The 16,642-nt window shown below is 64.5% G+C and carries 18 protein-coding genes; 5 read left to right on the top strand and 13 right to left on the bottom strand.

Annotation, left to right across the window (positions count from 1 at the left end; genetic code table 11):
- Positions 1-6: 6 nt before the first annotated feature.
- Positions 7-990: a phosphogluconate dehydrogenase (NAD(+)-dependent, decarboxylating) gene (gnd, locus tag QD172_RS12420; RefSeq protein WP_077378886.1), complete on the top strand. Its 984-nt coding sequence runs from the start codon at positions 7-9 to the stop codon at positions 988-990.
- A 105-nt stretch (positions 991-1,095) separates the two neighbouring features.
- Here gnd and QD172_RS12415 read toward each other — a convergent pair whose 3' ends face one another.
- From QD172_RS12415 to QD172_RS12390, 6 genes are all read right to left on the bottom strand, one after another.
- A complete protein-coding gene (locus tag QD172_RS12415; protein WP_077378883.1) occupies positions 1,096-1,635 on the bottom strand; it encodes a retropepsin-like aspartic protease in 540 nt (179 codons plus the stop codon).
- Positions 1,636-1,714: 79 nt separating this feature from the next.
- Positions 1,715-2,212: a DUF3592 domain-containing protein gene (locus QD172_RS12410; protein WP_077378881.1), complete on the bottom strand. Its 498-nt coding sequence runs from the start codon at positions 2,210-2,212 to the stop codon at positions 1,715-1,717.
- 26 nt (positions 2,213-2,238) lie between these two features.
- Positions 2,239-2,910 carry an ankyrin repeat domain-containing protein gene (locus QD172_RS12405; protein ID WP_084209395.1) on the bottom strand — a complete coding sequence of 224 codons (672 nt, stop codon included), beginning with the start codon at positions 2,908-2,910 and terminating at the stop codon, positions 2,239-2,241.
- Positions 2,911-3,308: 398 nt separating this feature from the next.
- Positions 3,309-4,673, bottom strand: coding sequence for a HAMP domain-containing sensor histidine kinase (locus QD172_RS12400; protein WP_077378875.1), 1,365 nt, complete (start codon positions 4,671-4,673; stop codon positions 3,309-3,311).
- A complete protein-coding gene (locus tag QD172_RS12395; RefSeq protein ID WP_279855873.1) occupies positions 4,670-5,389 on the bottom strand; it encodes a response regulator transcription factor in 720 nt (239 codons plus the stop codon). Before QD172_RS12395 ends, QD172_RS12400 begins: the two co-directional genes overlap by 4 nt.
- Positions 5,390-5,479: 90 nt before the next feature.
- A complete protein-coding gene (locus QD172_RS12390; RefSeq protein WP_191236523.1) occupies positions 5,480-5,959 on the bottom strand; it encodes a hypothetical protein in 480 nt (159 codons plus the stop codon).
- Between the two features lie 254 nt (positions 5,960-6,213).
- Between QD172_RS12390 and QD172_RS12385 the strand changes: the two genes are divergently transcribed.
- Positions 6,214-7,026, top strand: coding sequence for a hypothetical protein (locus tag QD172_RS12385; RefSeq protein ID WP_279855872.1), 813 nt, complete (start codon positions 6,214-6,216; stop codon positions 7,024-7,026).
- A gap of 273 nt (positions 7,027-7,299) precedes the next feature.
- The gene (locus QD172_RS12380; protein ID WP_084209397.1) at positions 7,300-7,653 is read left to right on the top strand and encodes a hypothetical protein; all 354 of its coding nucleotides are present in this window, start codon (positions 7,300-7,302) and stop codon (positions 7,651-7,653) included.
- Between the two features lie 115 nt (positions 7,654-7,768).
- Here the strand turns inward: QD172_RS12380 and coq7 are convergent, their stop codons facing one another.
- Positions 7,769-8,434 (bottom strand): 2-polyprenyl-3-methyl-6-methoxy-1,4-benzoquinone monooxygenase, encoded by a 666-nt coding sequence (gene coq7 / locus QD172_RS12375; protein ID WP_084209398.1) that lies wholly within the window; start codon positions 8,432-8,434, stop codon positions 7,769-7,771.
- A 261-nt stretch (positions 8,435-8,695) separates the two neighbouring features.
- Positions 8,696-9,037 carry a histidine triad nucleotide-binding protein gene (locus tag QD172_RS12370; RefSeq protein ID WP_084209399.1) on the bottom strand — a complete coding sequence of 114 codons (342 nt, stop codon included), beginning with the start codon at positions 9,035-9,037 and terminating at the stop codon, positions 8,696-8,698.
- Positions 9,038-9,296: 259 nt separating this feature from the next.
- Here QD172_RS12370 and QD172_RS12365 point away from each other — a divergent pair, with 259 nt between their 5' ends.
- Entirely contained in the window at positions 9,297-10,073 is a 777-nt protein-coding gene (locus tag QD172_RS12365) for an RIO1 family regulatory kinase/ATPase (RefSeq protein ID WP_077378859.1), read from the top strand.
- Positions 10,074-10,101: 28 nt separating this feature from the next.
- Here QD172_RS12365 and QD172_RS12360 read toward each other — a convergent pair whose 3' ends face one another.
- From QD172_RS12360 to phaR, 4 genes are all read right to left on the bottom strand, one after another.
- On the bottom strand, positions 10,102-10,974 hold the full coding sequence (locus QD172_RS12360; protein ID WP_077378856.1) for a phosphoribulokinase: 873 nt from the start codon (positions 10,972-10,974) through the stop codon (positions 10,102-10,104).
- Positions 10,974-11,429: an acyl-CoA thioesterase gene (locus QD172_RS12355; RefSeq protein ID WP_077378853.1), complete on the bottom strand. Its 456-nt coding sequence runs from the start codon at positions 11,427-11,429 to the stop codon at positions 10,974-10,976. The genes QD172_RS12360 and QD172_RS12355 overlap by 1 nt, the downstream gene beginning before the upstream one ends.
- A 267-nt stretch (positions 11,430-11,696) precedes the next feature.
- Positions 11,697-12,989 carry a phosphoribosylamine--glycine ligase gene (gene purD, locus QD172_RS12350; RefSeq protein ID WP_279855871.1) on the bottom strand — a complete coding sequence of 431 codons (1,293 nt, stop codon included), beginning with the start codon at positions 12,987-12,989 and terminating at the stop codon, positions 11,697-11,699.
- A 166-nt stretch (positions 12,990-13,155) separates the two neighbouring features.
- On the bottom strand, positions 13,156-13,677 hold the full coding sequence (gene phaR / locus QD172_RS12345) for a polyhydroxyalkanoate synthesis repressor PhaR (protein WP_077378848.1): 522 nt from the start codon (positions 13,675-13,677) through the stop codon (positions 13,156-13,158).
- 198 nt (positions 13,678-13,875) lie between these two features.
- Here phaR and QD172_RS12340 point away from each other — a divergent pair, with 198 nt between their 5' ends.
- Positions 13,876-14,601, top strand: coding sequence for a 16S rRNA (uracil(1498)-N(3))-methyltransferase (locus QD172_RS12340; RefSeq protein WP_077379362.1), 726 nt, complete (start codon positions 13,876-13,878; stop codon positions 14,599-14,601).
- Positions 14,602-14,605: 4 nt separating this feature from the next.
- Here QD172_RS12340 and QD172_RS12335 read toward each other — a convergent pair whose 3' ends face one another.
- Positions 14,606-15,943, bottom strand: coding sequence for a deoxyribodipyrimidine photo-lyase (locus QD172_RS12335; protein ID WP_077378845.1), 1,338 nt, complete (start codon positions 15,941-15,943; stop codon positions 14,606-14,608).
- Between the last annotated feature and the right edge of the window lie 699 nt (positions 15,944-16,642).

The raw sequence follows: 16,642 nt of genomic DNA, 5'->3' as shown, positions 1-16,642 counted from the left end.
ACGAACATGCAACTCGGTATCATCGGACTCGGCCGCATGGGCGGCAACATCGCCCGCCGCCTGATGCGCAATGGCCACGAAGTGGTCGCCCATGACCGTGACGAGGCGATTGCCCAGTCACTGGTCGCTGACGGCGCCACCCACGTCGACAATCTCGCGGCGCTGGTCCAGCAGCTGAAGGCACCGCGTGCCGTGTGGGTCATGTTGCCGGCGGGCGAGATCACCGAGCAGACCATCAGCGCACTGGCCGAGCTGATGGAAGCCGGCGACACCATCATCGATGGCGGCAACACCTTCTACAAGGACGACATCCGTCGTGCTGCCACGCTGAAGGACAAGGGTCTGAACTACGTGGACGTGGGCACCTCCGGTGGCGTGTGGGGCCTGGAGCGCGGCTACTGCATGATGATCGGCGCCGAGAAGGCCGTGTTCGATCATCTCGAGCCGCTGTTCGACACCCTCGCCCCCGGCTATGGCAACCTCGAGCGCACCAAGGGTCGCAATGCCCCGGATGAGCGCGCGGAACGTGGCTATATCCACGCAGGCCCGGTCGGTGCCGGCCACTACGTGAAGATGGTGCACAACGGTATCGAGTACGGCCTGATGCAGGCCTACGCCGAAGGCTTCGAGCTGATGCAGAGCAAGGGCTCCGAGGACCTTCCGGAAGACCAGCGCTTCGACCTCAACCTGGCCGACATCGCGGAAGTCTGGCGTCGTGGCAGCGTCGTCTCCTCCTGGCTGCTCGACCTGACCGCCCAGGCGCTCGCCGGCGATGCGCGCCTGGATCACTACAGCGGTGCCGTCTCCGACAGTGGCGAAGGCCGCTGGACCGTCGATGCCGCCGTCGAGCAGGGCGTTGCCGTGCCGGTGCTGGCAAACGCGCTGTTCTCGCGCTTCAGCTCGCGCAAGGAAAACACCTACGCCAACCGTCTGCTGTCCGCGATGCGCTTCGGCTTCGGTGGCCATGTCGAGCCGCCCAAGCAGGACTGATCTTCCGCTGACGCGTCAGACGTGAAACGCCCCGCTCATGGTCTCCCATGAGCGGGGCGTTTCACGTCTGACTATCTGGCCGGCCTTTCCTGCCCGGCAGTCTCGTCAGCCGCCACGCCCCGCAACCGGCGTGAGTGTCATCTGCTGCCCCCGCATGTTGATATCGAACTCCCCCAGAAAGCTCATTCCCAGCAGCACCACCTCATCATGCATGCCCGGCACGATGGCCCCGCGCACCTCGCGCTGGTTGAGCCCCGCCAGACTGACGACATCCAGCGTGGTCAGTGCGCCATGGCTCACCCCATTGGCGGTGGTGAAGCGGGCATCGCGCCCGCGCGGCAACGCCAGACGCTCGGCCAGTGATTCGGACACCGAGACATAGGTGGCGCCGGTATCCAGCAGGAAGGTCACCGGCTCACCATTGATCTCGCCGGGGGCCACGAAGTGCCCTGAGCGGTTGCGCGTCAGGGTCAGCGGCTCCCCCTGGGACAATGCCTGACCGGCCAGCGAGGCATTCGGGCGGGTACGCTCCTCGAGCTGCCCCTGGAACCACCACACCAGCATGCCAAGTATCAGCCCCCAGCACAGCACCAGCATGCCGATACCGTAACGCCGGGTTGTCCCCTGGCCTTCAGAATCCTTCATTCACCCTCACCTCTGACAGCCGGTTGCCAACATGCGTCCCCCTCCATGCCACCGGCCCTCTTAATGCTACCGGTCTTATTCATGCTACCGGCCCTCTCAACAACAGACGCAGCGCCACCAGACACAGCGCGACCCCCAGCGCCAATGGGACGCCGATCAACCAGCCGCGCGTGCCAGGCAGACTGGCCTCGTGAGGCGCACTGCGTCGATAGTTCACGGCCACGGTCTCGCCGACCGCAGGTGTCGGCGTCTGTACCGCCAGCGGTGATACATATTCATGCCAACCGCCACGCCTGTCCTGGTAACGCACGATGGGCGCGTACTGGATCGACTCGACATTGAAGCGCCCCCCCGGCGGCAAGCCTGCCATCGCCAGGGCCTCGTCCTCACTCAACTCACCGCCCTTGGGCAGATGGATACGGCCGCGCCCTTCCACGTTCAGGGCGCGATCATGACTGATCACCTCTCCCATCACCTGGACGCTTTCCCGTGCGAGTGATTGTGCGTACTGCCAGCGAAGCGCACCCAGCAACAGCAGCGCCACGCCGATGATCAACAGCCCCCAGGGTAATACCATGCGCTGCCTCCTGCGTAGGTTGGCCATCATGTCTGGCGAGAACTCGCCGAGCGGGCTGCCTGAAGCGTCTCGTCCGACACGACATGCGCTACGCCCTGCTCCCGACCACCAGCCGCTTCCAGCATGTCACTCAAGGTCTCGAACTTGCGCCAGCGTGCGTGCGCCAGAGGTGTCACTCCCTCGGCATCCGCGAGATTGACGTCAGCGCCGTGATCCAGCAGCTGCTTGACCACCTGTTGATAGGCATCCCCGCCGTCCCCCAGCAATACGGCTTCGATCAGCGCCGTCCAGCCAAGGCGATTCTGATGATCAGGCGGCACGTCCGTCTGCTCCAGCAACACGCGACAGATATCCGCATGGCCGCGCTCGCTGGCGGACATCAGGGCCGTGGAGGAGAAACGATTGAGCACCGTGGCCGAGGCACCGTGCTCAAGCAGGCAGGTCAGGCAATTGCCATATCCCAGCGCCGCGGCAGCCAGCAATGGCGTGTCATGCAGGGCATCGGTCTGCTCGCTGTCAGCTCCCGCGGCCAACAGAGCCGCCACCGCTTCGGGCTGATTGGCCTGCACGGCCACCATCAACGGCGAGCGTCCGCGATAATCGACATCATTGAGGCGCTCACGCGCCCCGGGCTCGGCAAGCGCTTCCCTGAGCCCTTCCAGATCCCCACGCTGAGCGCACATCGTCATGTCCTTCATGCCCACCTCCTGACGCCTGAGAATTCACACGACTCCTGTCTGACAGCCTATGCGATCCTGAAGACGACCGTTAGCCTCCCTGCGTTCAATCTCCGCCTTGTACAGCCGTCAACCCTCTCCCGGGGTCACTGTCACGCGCGCATCTCGCTGCCGGAACAGGGAGATAGCAGGCATAAAAAAAGCGCCCCCGAAGGAGCGCCAGTTCGTCATCACCGCAGGGCGCGGCAGACGAGACTCAGAAACGAAGCCCGTCCGGCTGCCAGCCGAACCCCCTCAGAATACGGTGCGGCTGGCGTGACGCCCAATCATCTCTCGGGATCGAGGTGATAGCCAAGCCCTATGAGTTGATATCTTTCAATAGGCTAATATCAAAGGACTGCAGGACACCCCTCTTCCCATCAGGCCGTGGGCTTGGTCCCCACCAGCGGTGAGCTGGGCAGCCAGACATGCGCCGCCAGGCCGCCCAGAGCGGAGCGCTCCAGCCTCAGCTCGCCGCCATACAGCGCCATCAGGTCGTCCACGATCGCAAGCCCGAGCCCTGAACCGGAGCGCCCCTCATCGAGACGTGCACCACGCCCCAGCGCGGCGGCGCTCTGCTCGTCGCTCATGCCCGGGCCATCATCCTCGATGACCAGCAGCACACCGCCATCGCGGGACTCGCTGGTCACACGTACCTGCTGCTGCGCCCATTGCAGCGCGTTCTCGAGCAGATTGCCGACCATCTCCTGCAGGTCCTGCGGGTCGACGCGCACACCGGCATCATCCTCCAGCGCGAGACTGAGGGTGATGCCACGCCGGCTCGCCAGGCGCCCAAGGCCATCGAACACCGGCCCGGCGGCCTCGCGCAGACTGACTCGCCCACTGAGATGCGCACCGCCCGCGGCACTCGCCCGCGCCAGATGGTGACGCACGGCCTCATCGATACGTCGCAATTCGGCATCGATGCGGGCGCGGTCCTCGCCATCAAAGCGCTCGGACTGGGCCTTGAGCACACTGACTGGCGTCTTGAGCGCATGCGCCAGATTGCCCGCCGCGGCACGCCCACGCTCGATCAGGCGTTGATCTCGCTCCAGCACTGCATTGATCGCGCGCGTCAGCTCAGTCAGCTCAGGTGGCAGGCGTGTTTCCTCCAGCCTGTCCGCCTCCCCCTCCGCGACCCGCTTGAGGCGTGCCCGCAACCGCCGAAGCGGTGCCAACCCCCAGCTGATCTGCGCGGCGGAGCCACACACCAGCAACGACGCCAGCGCGACAAGCGCTCCCGCCAGCAACCACTCGAAACGCGCGACCTCGGCGTCCACCTCGCTGCGACTCGCCGCCACCATCACATGCAGTGGCTGGCTGCGGCCCGGCAGGCGAATATCACGCTCGATGGCGCGCAACGACTGATGGCGCGGCCCGTCGAGATCCCGGCTCAGGAACCCGTCGGCACTGATCTCATCGCGAATCGGCAGGCGTTGATCCCACAGCGAGCGCGAGGTCAGCACATTGCCGTGGCGATCGGAAATCTGCCAATACCAGCCGGAGTAGGCCTGATCGAAACGCGGATCACCCAACGAGCGCGTAAGCCCCGGGCGGCCCTTCTCGCGATCGAACTGGATCGCGGCGATCAACACCTTCGACAGCGACAGCAGCCGCTGGTCAAAGGCCGTCGTCACCGCATCCCGAAAGCTCCACGCCAGCCCCAGACCGGTCAACGGCATGACGATCAAGGCGATGACCAGCGAGCCACCCAGCAGTCGCCGCCCGACGGACAATGGCTTCATGCGTCGCGGCCGTCCGCTCCCGCTGCGCCGGCCCCGTCTGCGCCACCCGATTCGACATCCGGGTCGCGCAGGCGATAACCGCGGCCGCGCAGGGTCTCGATACGCTCAGCCCCCAGCTTGCGACGCAGGCGGCTGATCTGGACATCGATGACATTCGAGTCGGGTTCGTGGTCGCGATCATAGACATGCTCGACCAGCTCCGAACGGCTCACCACGCCGGGCACGGCATGCATCAGGTGCATCAGCAACCGCGTCTCCTGTGCCGTCAGTGACACGGGGCGCCCCGCCAGGCTGACGGTGCCGCCATGCGTATCACAGGCCAGATCCCCCAGCTTGAGCACCGGATGGGCATGCCCGCGCGAGCGACGCACCAGCGCGCGCAGGCGGAAGATGACCTCGGCCGTCTCGAAGGGCTTGGTCACGTAATCATCCGCACCGGCAGAGAAACCGGCCGCCTTGTCCGACCAGCGCTCGCGCGCCGTCAGCACCAGCACCGGGACTTCGATGCCGGCCTCACGCCACTGGGCCAGCCAGCGGGTGCCATCACCATCCGGCAGGCCAAGGTCCAGCACCACCGCATCATAGCGCTCGGTCTGCACCAGAAAATCGGCATCGGCACCATTGACGGCATGCTCGACCAGCACATCTGCCTCACTGAGGCGTGCCATCAGCGCTTCGGCCAACGGCATGTCATCTTCCACCAACAATATCTTCATGAATTCTGGGCACTCCTGGGCAGTCGCTATCCGGTGACGGATACCGCGTCACGGCATCACACGAGGACACTGCTGCAAGCATAACGGTCCTCAGGGGTCTTCGGCACCCTCAAGACCGCCCGTTGGCTGACGCTCGCTCAGGGATGGCGACGGGCCTGCCGGGCTCTCGGGAGCATGACGGCGCATCGCGTCCAGATTGACGCCACGCACCTCACGCAGCTCTCCATCCGCGGCCCGTACGGTGAACTTGGCCATCTGGCCCTGCGGTCCGAGCATCTCGACCTCGTAGATCAGCTCGCCATGGATGTCTTCAAGCTCCACCTCGACCACCTGCCCCAGCCAGTCACGCTCGAGACTGTCCAGCAATTCAGACAGTGAAATGACACGACCGGCAGCCACCTCATCGTGCAGGCTACGCCAGCGCTCACTGTCACACAGCGCATGCGGCGGCATGGCCAGGACACCGATCAGCAAGCCGCCCAGCCCCAGGCACAACCATCCATAGCGTTGCCGCCATTGGCTGACGCGGGATGCGCTGGCGCCTGTCTGGGCCTTGCGGGGAGTCGGCATGACGGAAAACCTCTTGAATTGCGGCGGGTCTGGTGCGCCGCGACGGGCGCTGATGCTCGACAAGCATCCTGGCAATGGAATGTGCAAGCAAACCTGCGTTGGAACAGCGCGGACGCCAGCGGATGCGCACGGATGACCGCATGCCGCAAAGACTGACAGGCAGCAATGAACCTCAGATGAATCCCCCTCTCAGTGTCATGCAAGGTCGCATGTCTCACAGTGAGGCCATGTTCCACTGCCTTGAGGAGGCATCCATGCCGTCATCTCCTGCCTCTACCAGTGTGAAGGAGGCTCGCTCTCGGGCCATCAGCATCCGGCTGGCGGGGCGCTCCATCGTGAACCTTCGCCAGCGACTGGGAGCGGGCGCTCTCGGCCTGATACTGGGCTCGGTGCCCGCCTATGCCAATGGCATCGAGGATCTCCCTCCCCAGCATCGGCTGAGCGCTTCCACGCTGGGCACGGGGTTGGATGACACTCGTCGCGAGGTGGCCGCGCTCGCCACGGCGAGCGGGCACAGTCCCGATAGCTCTGGCAGTCCTGACAGCTCTGGCAGCCCTGACAGGCGTGCTGCGGGGATGGGCGATGACAATGGCGATGCCACGTCAGGGCAAGCGGCACCGGGCTCGCAGCGCGATCACGAAAGCTCTCACGAAAGCTCTCGCCTCCTGTCCACGGGGCTGGCCCCGGAACTGCTGACCCAGCTGATGATGCGAGCCAGCCACAGTGGGATGCGTCAATTCAGTGGCATGGACATCGTGGCGAATCAGGTCCGTTTCACCGGCTGGGGGCGAGACGGCTGGGAGATGGAACTGTCCATCAATCGCGCGGATGGCGAGCTGATCGATGAGGCGCTACGCCGCCAGACCCACCAGACGGAGGAAGGGGCAATGGGGAGAAACAGCCTGCGTCAGACCTTGAATTTTGCCGCCAGCGACGGCATTGAAAGAATACGCAGTGTCGACGTGGAGGCGCATGCCATCCGAATCGTCGGACTGGACGGGCAAGGCCGACAGCAGACCCTGTCCTTGAGCCTGCCCACCCTCGCCAGCACGATGCCGGGCGGATGACGCTCGGACCTGACGGCCTCCACCGCGCCCCTGCGGACACGACAATCGCCTTGACGACAACGCTGCCAACCTCGATGCTGAGATCATGAGGCAGCCAAAGGCATGACGAATCTCGCAGGGGCCTGCAGTACCGCCCTGGCTCAGGTGCTTCAGGCGCTGACAGCCAAATGAGACACCCCACTTTCCAGACCCGATACCCCCGACCATCCACCTTCACACATCGGGTCTTCCCTGCCCGGCCCATCGGCCCGGCAACCATTGCGGAGAATCAACATGCAAGGCCAACAGCACAACACTCTCTGGAACCAGGCTCGCCAATGGCAGGCCAACGCCGGCAACCAGCGTCCTTCTCAAGGCCTGTCAGGCCTCAAGCTGGTCGCTGCCTGGCTGATCGGCGGTGTCGTCATGATCTTCAGCCTGTTCGCGGCACTGATCATGATGGTACTGGGCATCATCATGCTGCCCTTCATCCGCCGGCGCATGAAGAAGCGCATGAGCGAGATGCAACAGCGCATGCAGGAAGCCCAGGACAAGGCCAACGGCCGCCAGAACTATTCGCGGGATGCGACACGCGAAGACGGCACCAGCACCGCGACGCTGGATGGTGAGTACCAGGTCAAGGAATAAGCCCCGACACCGATGACCGATTCAGGGTCACACGACGCAAGAAGGCCGCCCCACGGGGCGGCCTTCTTCGTTTCAGCGACCTGTCGCTACACAGGCAAGCTCAGATGCCTGACCCTCACACGCGATAGACGCTGGCGGTCATCACCTTGGACATCAGCCGCATGGCGCTCTTCAGCGGCCCCGGGAAGCGATGTCCTCCGGCCTCCAGCGCCCATTGCTCATGATGCGCTTCATCGATCTCCATCTGCCGCAGCACCGCGCGTGAACGCTGATCGCCCTCGGGCAGTGTCTGCTGGTGCTTCGACAGGTGCTCGCCTACCAGCTCCTCGGTCGCGGCCACGAACCCGAGGCTGACCTTGTCGTTGATGGCGCCGGCCGCTGCCCCGAGCGCAAAGCTCGTCATGTAGAACAGTGGATTGAGCAGGCTGGTATTGGCATCCAGCTCGACGAGACGTGCATCGCACCAGGCGAGATGGTCGATCTCCTCCTGAGCGGCAAGCTCCATCTGGCTGCGCGTTTCCGGCAGACGCGCCGTGAACCCCTGGCCCTGGTACAGCGCCTGGGCGCAGACTTCACCGGTATGATTGATGCGCATCAGACCGGCAGCATGCTGACGCTCCGCATCACTGATCTCGCTGTCCACGATATCGCCTGCCGGGGTAGGTCGTGACGGCTGAGCCGCATGAGGGACCAGCGTGCGCAGAACGGTATCGAACTGATGGATCAACTGGTCGGCGCGACTGTGGTGACGTTGTGCCTGACTGGCGGTGGGGTGCGTCATGTAAGAACTCCTGCACGGCGTGAGCAATGCCACCATCTTACGCAAGGCCCCCACTCACGGTAAGGGGCAGAGTGACGCTGTCGTCGTCGGCACGTCTGAGTCTCGCATCGCTCCGACATCTCCTGCCTGCAGCCTGCAGAACAAGACCGGGCATGACGCTTTCACGTCATGCCCGGTATGCGCCCGTGTGCCGCACGCTTGTATATCGCTAGCCGCTACCTGCCCGCGAACCGCCGGTACAGGCGCCTGCTCTACGCCGGCTCAGCCAGCCGGCCAGGTGAAGCGGCGACCACCCATCAGGTGCATGTGAATATGATAGACCGTCTGGCCGCCATCTTCATTGCAGTTCATCACCACACGGTAGCCATCGTCGGCGAAGCCGTATTCCTTCGCCAGTCTGGCGGCGGTGTACTGCAGGCGTCCCACCGTAGCCAGCTGGCTTTCCTCGATATCATTGAGCGTGGCGATGTGCTGCTTGGGAATGATCAGCACATGGGTCGGCGCCTGAGGGTTGATGTCATTGAAGGCCAGCACCTCCTCATCCTCATAGACGATATCGGCGGGAATCTCGCGATTGATGATCTTGCAGAACAGACAGTCCATGACACCTTCTCCCTCGACAATGACGTCGCCGCCAACGGCAGCGCAAGGTGCAAGCGTAGCGTCAGCACCGCAATGGGCCAAGCCCCGAGACAATGATCACCAAGACAGTGATCACCGAGACGCCCCCGATACCGACAGGCTTCTGCGCATGAGACGAGTGTCGCTGGATGGGCAACAGAATGATTCACTCACGACGGTGGGCGGACTCGCTAAATGATAGGATAATCATTGTTACCTCGCTAACAAGAAGCCTGCCGTCATGCGCCTGCAAACCTCCTTGATCCCCTCCCTGCACAAGGCGACTCACGAGCTGGACGCCTCCGGCAGGGCAACCACGGGTACAGTGACACCCAAGGCATCAGTGGCCACGCCTGACGCGGACACTGCCGGGACGCTGTCACGCGAACCGGCGGCAGAGGACTTTCTGCAGCGCGCCAAGGGCTTTCTCAAGGCGGAAGTCTATCTCACGCACCTCGATGGCCAGACGGTGGTATGCAAGGACTATCGTCGTTATGCCGGCACCCCGGCGGCACTGGTCGCGCGCTGGCTGGTCCGTCGAGAACTGAAGATGCTGAGCCGCCTGGCCGGCTGGACGCATGCACCGCGCGCCATTGCACGCGTCTCCCCGCTGGCACTGGCCATGGAATACATTCCCGGCCCTCTGCTGAGCGATGCACAGCTGGATCCCGCGGCGCATCCAGGACTCTGCCAGCAGCTGATTCTCGTCGTGCAGCAGCTGCATCAGCGCCGCATGGCACACAACGACATCCGCGGCTCCAACGTCATACTGCGCGATGGCATACCGGTACTGATCGATTTCACCTCGGCGGTGCGGCTGCCGCGACTGCCGGGCACGGCCGGTGTGATGCGCATGATGCGTCGCTTCGACCTGCGCCACTCCCTCAAGCTCAAGCAACGTACGCTGGGGCTGCCGCTGCGGCCACGCGAGGCTCGCCTGCTGATGCGTAGCGGTCGCCTGAATCAGGTATTGCGCCTGTGGAAGAAACGCATCCTGCCGCGTCTCAAGGGTCGGTGACGCGTCCTGCTCTCGCCGACCTCACGTCTCAGCGGAAGCGGCGCTGGGCCAGCAGACTCCTGACCAGCGGCGTGATGATCAGCTCGATGGCCAGCGCCATCAGGGCACCCGGCACCACCAGCGTATGCGGGCGCGACATGAAGGAGCCCTGGATCATCGCCAGCAGATAGGGGAAATCGACGCTGCCCGGATCACGGAAGTGCACGACGACCATCGACTCGGCATCGGTGGGAATGTCCTGCGGCTCGAAGGGGTTGGAGGTGTCCACCGTCGGTACGCGCTGGAAGTTGATATGGGTACGCGAGAACTGGGGCTGGATATAGCGGACGTAGTCATCCATGCGGCTCAGGATGGTATCGACCACCGCTTCCTGGGAGTGCCCGCGCAGCTTGGTGTCCCGGTCGATCTTCTGGATCCACTCGAGGTTCATGGTCGGTGCCACGCCGATCAGCAGATCCACATGACGCGCGATGTCATGCTCGGGCGTCACCAGCCCGCCATGCAGGCCCTCGTAGAACAGCAGGTCCGTGCAATCCGGCAGCGACTGCCATTCGGTGAAGGTCCCGACCTTGTAGCCCGCCTCGATCATGCGCTTGTCTTCGGCATGGATGTAGTGACGGTGCGTGCCGGAGCCCTGCTCGCCATACTCCAGAAACAGCGCTTCCAGTCGATCAAGCTGGTTGGCCTCGACCGCGAAGTGAGACAGCTCGCGCTTGCGCTCCGGCGCCTCCTGGAACATGCGTACCAGTTCATCACGGGTATAGCGGTGAAAGGCATCGCCATCCACATAGGCGGCATGGATCGACTCACGCGAGAACATGCGCTCGAAGGTCCGCATGACCGTGGTCGTCCCCGCACCGGAGGAGCCCGTCACGGCGATGATCGGATACTCCCGCGACATCAGCGCGCCACCTCGCAGGCCAGCGCCGCGACCGTACGCTCGATCTCGTCACTGACACGTGCACTCGGCACGGCCAGTCCGTCGGGGCCGGCAAACACCAGCCCGACCCTGACGGTGGCCAGCACACTGCCGTCACCGACCCGCACCAGACGATGATGGACACCCAGTCCCTTGCCGGACACGGGGTCCATGGCGGTCTCCACCACCAGCGCATCGCCCAGCTTGCCTTCCCCCTGATACTGCACGGCCAGATCGGAGACGATGCTCATGAGGCCATCGACATCCCACTCCGGGAAGCCGAGTGCCTGCCAGGCCTGGCCACGTGCCTCGTGCGCCAGGCTGACCACGCTATCGTGACCGAGATGCTGGCCATAATTGATATCACTGACACGAATCGTCATCGCATGACGATGCACCAGGCGCTGCTCTGGGAACTCGAGCCGAATACGCTCCATGAGGACTCCTCGTCGGCGAGACGGAAATGGACGATGACGGCGGAGTCGCCATGCTTCCCCGATGCCATGCTCAAGGCCGGGGAGACCCATGGGCCGCCGTTCATGCGTGAACAAGTGATGATGAAGGTTATCGCACGGCCGACACCGACATGACCAGACTCTCGACACGATGGTCGTAGAATGGCCGACGCGAGAATCACGGTGCGATAACGACAAGACCCGGCCAGAGGCCGGGTCTTGCAGACAATGCGATGATGCCGGACAGGCTCAGGCGTCGCCACGCTCACGGGCGATGGCACGCCAGGCGATGTCACGTCGCACGAGCACGTCCTGCCAGTCGATGGCGTCCACACCCTCGTAGGCACGCTCGGTGGCGGCGGCCACGCTGTCGCCCAGCGCGGTGACGCACAGCACGCGACCGCCACTGGTGACCACCTGCCCGTCCTTTTCGGCGGTGCCGGCGTGGAAGACCTTGCAACCGGTCGCCTCGGCAGCATCTAACCCGGTGATGACATCGCCCTTGCGGTAGCTGGCCGGATAGCCGCCTGCCGCCAGCACCACGCCGACCGCCGCGCGGGAATCCCACTCGCAGGTCTGGGTATCGAGGCGCCCGTCTTCGGCGGCCAGACACAGCGCCACCAGATCGGACTTCAGACGTACCATGATCGGCTGGGTCTCCGGATCACCGAAGCGGCAATTGTATTCGATGATCTTCGGCGCGCCCTGGGCATCGATCATCAGGCCGGCGTACAGGAAGCCGGTGTAGGGATGTCCCTCTGCCGCCATGCCACGCACGGTGGGCAGAATGATCTCGTCCATCACGCGCTGGTGCACATCGGCGGTGACCACCGGTGCCGGAGAATAGGCCCCCATGCCACCGGTGTTGGGGCCGGTATCGCCTTCACCGACCCGCTTGTGGTCCTGACTGGTGGCCATCGGCAGCACGTTCTCGCCATCGACCATCACGATGAAGCTGGCTTCCTCGCCGTCGAGGAACTCCTCGATCACCACGCGTGCACCGGCATCACCGAAGGCGTTGTCCTCGAGCATGTCACGCACGGCGGCGCGAGCTTCCTCGTCGGTCATCGCGACCACCACTCCCTTGCCCGCCGCCAGGCCATCGGCCTTGATGACGATCGGTGCCGGGTGGGCGGCCAGATACTCAAGCGCCGCATCGACCTCGGCGAAGGTGGCGTAGTCGCCAGTCGGGATGGCGTGACGCGCCAGGAAGTCCTTGGTGAAGGCCTTGGAGCCTTCCAGCTGGGCAGCGCCGGCCGTCGGACCGAAGCACTTGAGCCCCGCCTCGCGGAAGCGATCGACCACGCCGATCACCAGCGGCGCTTCCGGGCCGACGATGGTCAGCTCGATGGCGTTGTCCCGCGCGAAGGCGACCAGAGCATCGAGATCGTCAGCGGCAATCGCCAGATTGGTCAGCTTGGACTCGCGCGCCGTGCCCGCATTGCCGGGGGCCACGAAGACCTCCTCGACACGGGAGGACTGGGCGGCTTTCCAGGCCAGCGCATGTTCGCGGCCACCGCCGCCGATGATCAGGACCTTCATCTTTTCAACCTTCATGAGCCAGTGAGGATCAAGGCTGCCCGCAAGACACGGGCGACCGAGGAAATGTCAGGCTGCGCATTATGGCAGAAAGGGGCTCCCCTCGGGACGCCCCTTTTCACATCAACGCGATTTCATGTGATTTTCATGCCGGCCGACCAGGCATCACTCAGCGTGTGCCCTCGGGGTCGTGAGCCTCGCCGTCGTCGTTCGTCCCGCCCTCCTGGGCATCATCGGCAGAGCGTGAGCTCGTCCGGCCCCGGTTGATGCCGCCCCCCATGGCCTGCTGCCAGAAGCGCAGATTCTCTTCGGCGACTTCGCGCATCATCTCCATGGGCGAGTGGCGCATGGCCTGGGACCATTGCTCCTGCATGCGCTGCTGTTGCTCCATCATCAGCCGCGTGCCCTGTTCCAGATACCCCGCCAGCGGCAATGGCTTGGCCATCGCATAGATGCGGATGAACTGCTCCAGCAGCTCGTTGGAGAAGACTTCGGCCTCACCATCGCCCTGCTCCTGCTCGATGATGATGGTCAGCAGGATGGTACGCGTGAGGTCCTCGCCGCTCTTGGCGTCCTCGACCTTGAAGACCTCTTCCGCCAGCACCAGGCTGCGCAGGTCCTCGAGGGTCACATAACGGCTCTGCTCGGTATCGTAGAGACGCCGATTGGCGTATTTGCGGATGACTCTCACGGATCAAGCTCCTGTCGATTTTTCTTCATTGTGCACTCAAGGGGGGGCACTGCAAGGAAAGCCGCTTCCACGCGGCTGATCCACTCCCGCCACGCCTCGGGCAATCGCCCCCTTCGCTGTCATTTCGCCGGAGCCGAGCCATCTGGCGTCCATGCTAGAATGCCGCCTCTTTTCCTCCTGTCTGTCTACGGTATCGCCATGAACCTTATCCTGCTCGGCGCTGATGACCTGCTCGCCTCCGACCATGCACGCGTGACGGACCCGCGCAGACTGCGCCATCTGCGCGAGGTGCATCGTGCCGCTGTCGGTGACGAGATGACCCTGGGAATCGAGGGCGGGCTGATCGGTCGTGGACGCCTGGAGCGGCTGGACACCGAGGTGGCCGAATTCAGTCTGCGTCTGGAGCGTCAGCCGCCGGCACCACTCGATGTCCATCTGCTGCTGGCGCTGCCACGCCCGCGGATGCTGGCGCGCTCGCTGGAACACGTCACGGCGCTGGGCGTGAAGCACATCACCCTGCTGCATACACGGCGCGTGGAGAAGAGCTACTGGCAGTCGCCGGAGCTGAAAGAGGAAAAGATTCACCAGCATCTGGTGCTGGGACTGGAGCAGGCGCGCGACACCATCATGCCGACGGTCACGCAGGAGACATTGTTCAAGCCATTCGTGGAGGACAGACTGCCGGGCCTGATGGCCCCGGAGAGCGCCGTGAAGCCGCGCGGCATCATCGCGCACCCGGGCATGCCGCAGGAGTGCCCGCGCGCGGTGAGTGAGCCGGTGATCCTGGCCATCGGCCCGGAGGGTGGATTCGTGGACTATGAGGTAGAGCAGTTCATGAAGGCCGGCTTCGAGGGCGTGCACCTCGGCGAGCGCATCCTGCGCGTCGAGACGGCGGTCACGGCGCTGCTGGCGCGACTGGGCTGAGACCTCACACCGGCTGACCCGCCAGATGCCGCCACTCCCCCCAGTGGACGGCGGCATCGAAATCCAGCAGACAGTGCTCGAACCAGCGCGCCCCGAGTCGCCAGTCTCCCCCGGCGGCAAGCCATGCACGGGCCAGATGCTGGCGCTCATCCCACGGCAACCAGCCTTCCCGAGTCAGCCTGTGCATGGCCCGGTCCACCCGTACGTCGCCCGTGCGCCCTTCGCGCCAGCGCTGGAATGCCACATCGCAGGCCGCCTCCTTCTCAAGCGCCTCGCCATACCAGCCCATCAGCGATTCCTCGGGCTGCGCTTGCAGGACCCGCTGCCAGTACTCGCGCTGGAGCAGCACGGCCATCAGCTGATGCGCCGCGAGAGACTCCCCCATTTCCCGTCGATGTTCCGCCAGTGCCTGCAGGATGCGCCGCGGACTGATGCAGCCCTGCGCCAACCAGGCGGACAGGCGCCAGGCAGCCTGCACCTCGGCATCCTCTGATTCCGGACGCGACCAGACGAGGGAAGACAGCTGCTCGCGCGCCGGCTCCTCTCCGCCTTGAAGCGTGGCGATCTCCCCCACCGGTTGCCAGGCGCTGGCCGTGGCGCACACTGCCTCCAGCGGCGGGAAACCGCGTGATGCCGATTCCGGCCATGGCGGCAAGGAACACGGCAGCCCCTGCAAGGGATTTCGCGAGGCATGACGCGTCCACCATTGGGCATCATCGAGACGCAGAGACATCGCCCCGCGTGACGCCAGCGCTGGCGAAAGCCGCGAGGAAGCGGGCAATTCCGGGGCGGCGAGAGACATCGCCTTCGCACCATGGGCCGGGCTTTCCATCACCTGCGGAGGCGTCCACAGGGCCGCGGGCTCCTGCGTCGCATCCCGCTCGTCCAGCGGCTCCAGCACGAGCCCTTCACGTGGGTGGCAATGCAGCCGGGTACTGGCAGGAAGTTGCGCGGCAAGACGCTGAAGATTGCCGGCATCATCCGGGGTTCGGGAATGACTGACTTCCAGGCAGTCCACGTCATGCTGGCGGACCTGGGCCAGCACCTCGCTGACGGGATCCCCCACTCGCACCAGCAGATCACTGCCGCGGCGCAGCAACATGCCACGCAGGTTCATCAGGCTCTGCCAGAGGAGGCGAAGGCGGGCAGGTCCCAGGCGAGGCAGACCCTCGACAGGCGTCAACCAGCGCTGGTCCAGCACGTACATGACCAGAAGTTGATAGGGGCGACGGACACTGGGCAGCGCGAATACCGGGTTGTCTTCCAGACGCAGGTCATGACGCAGCCAGACAAGTGACGTCTCCGGTGGGCCGCCCGAATTCGTGCTGATGGCCTCTCGCATGCGAGCTCCAAAGCGTTATCGGCGTATAATATTTGTACAATAAATAGCCCACTCTGTACAACACGCTGTCCGATCAGGGACCTCATCCGACCTGCCGCCCGTGCGCTGGCGAGGGGTGCAAGTGCGTGATACATTCGAGAGGTTAGGTCACGATCCACCAATGTTTTCAACAAGATCGCGCAAGTGTCTCTACCCGCAAACACACTTGTCATCCAGGGGCTTCAGGAGGAATACGGCCATGCTCGCAAGACATGACATGACCGCACCAACCCGGCATCTTCGCCGTCTGCCCATCGCGGGCAGCCGGGGGCGCGCTGCGGACCTCATCCCCACCTGGATGCTGGCACCTCGTGCCGTGCGCCTCCCCTTTCTGACCGATCCGCCCGCGGCGGTGACGTCTCATCCCGAGGTACCTGCGTCCCTGCCGGGCGCCTGAACCTCTGAGCCGCCATCGGCTGCCACTGCCACCCATTCCCGCCACTTGATGGCGGCACGCACCTTCCAAGCAGGCGTCGACCTGACACGGAAGCGTGATCCAGAGGTGGCAACCTCGGCAGCCTGCAATGCGCTCGCCTATCCTATCGGCACCCAGTGGCCGAAATCCGCGTCCCGACCTCGAAGCTGGTGGCCTGGCCCTGAGCCCGTGTCCGCTCCGCTGACGACAGAGGGACAACGCCCTACAACGACTGGAGCGAGTCT

Source organism: Cobetia sp. 10Alg 146, assembly GCF_029846385.1.
Taxonomy (GTDB): domain Bacteria; phylum Pseudomonadota; class Gammaproteobacteria; order Pseudomonadales; family Halomonadaceae; genus Cobetia; species Cobetia marina.
Note: the sequence above shows the minus strand (reverse complement) of the source record. Positions and strands in the feature narration are given on the sequence as shown.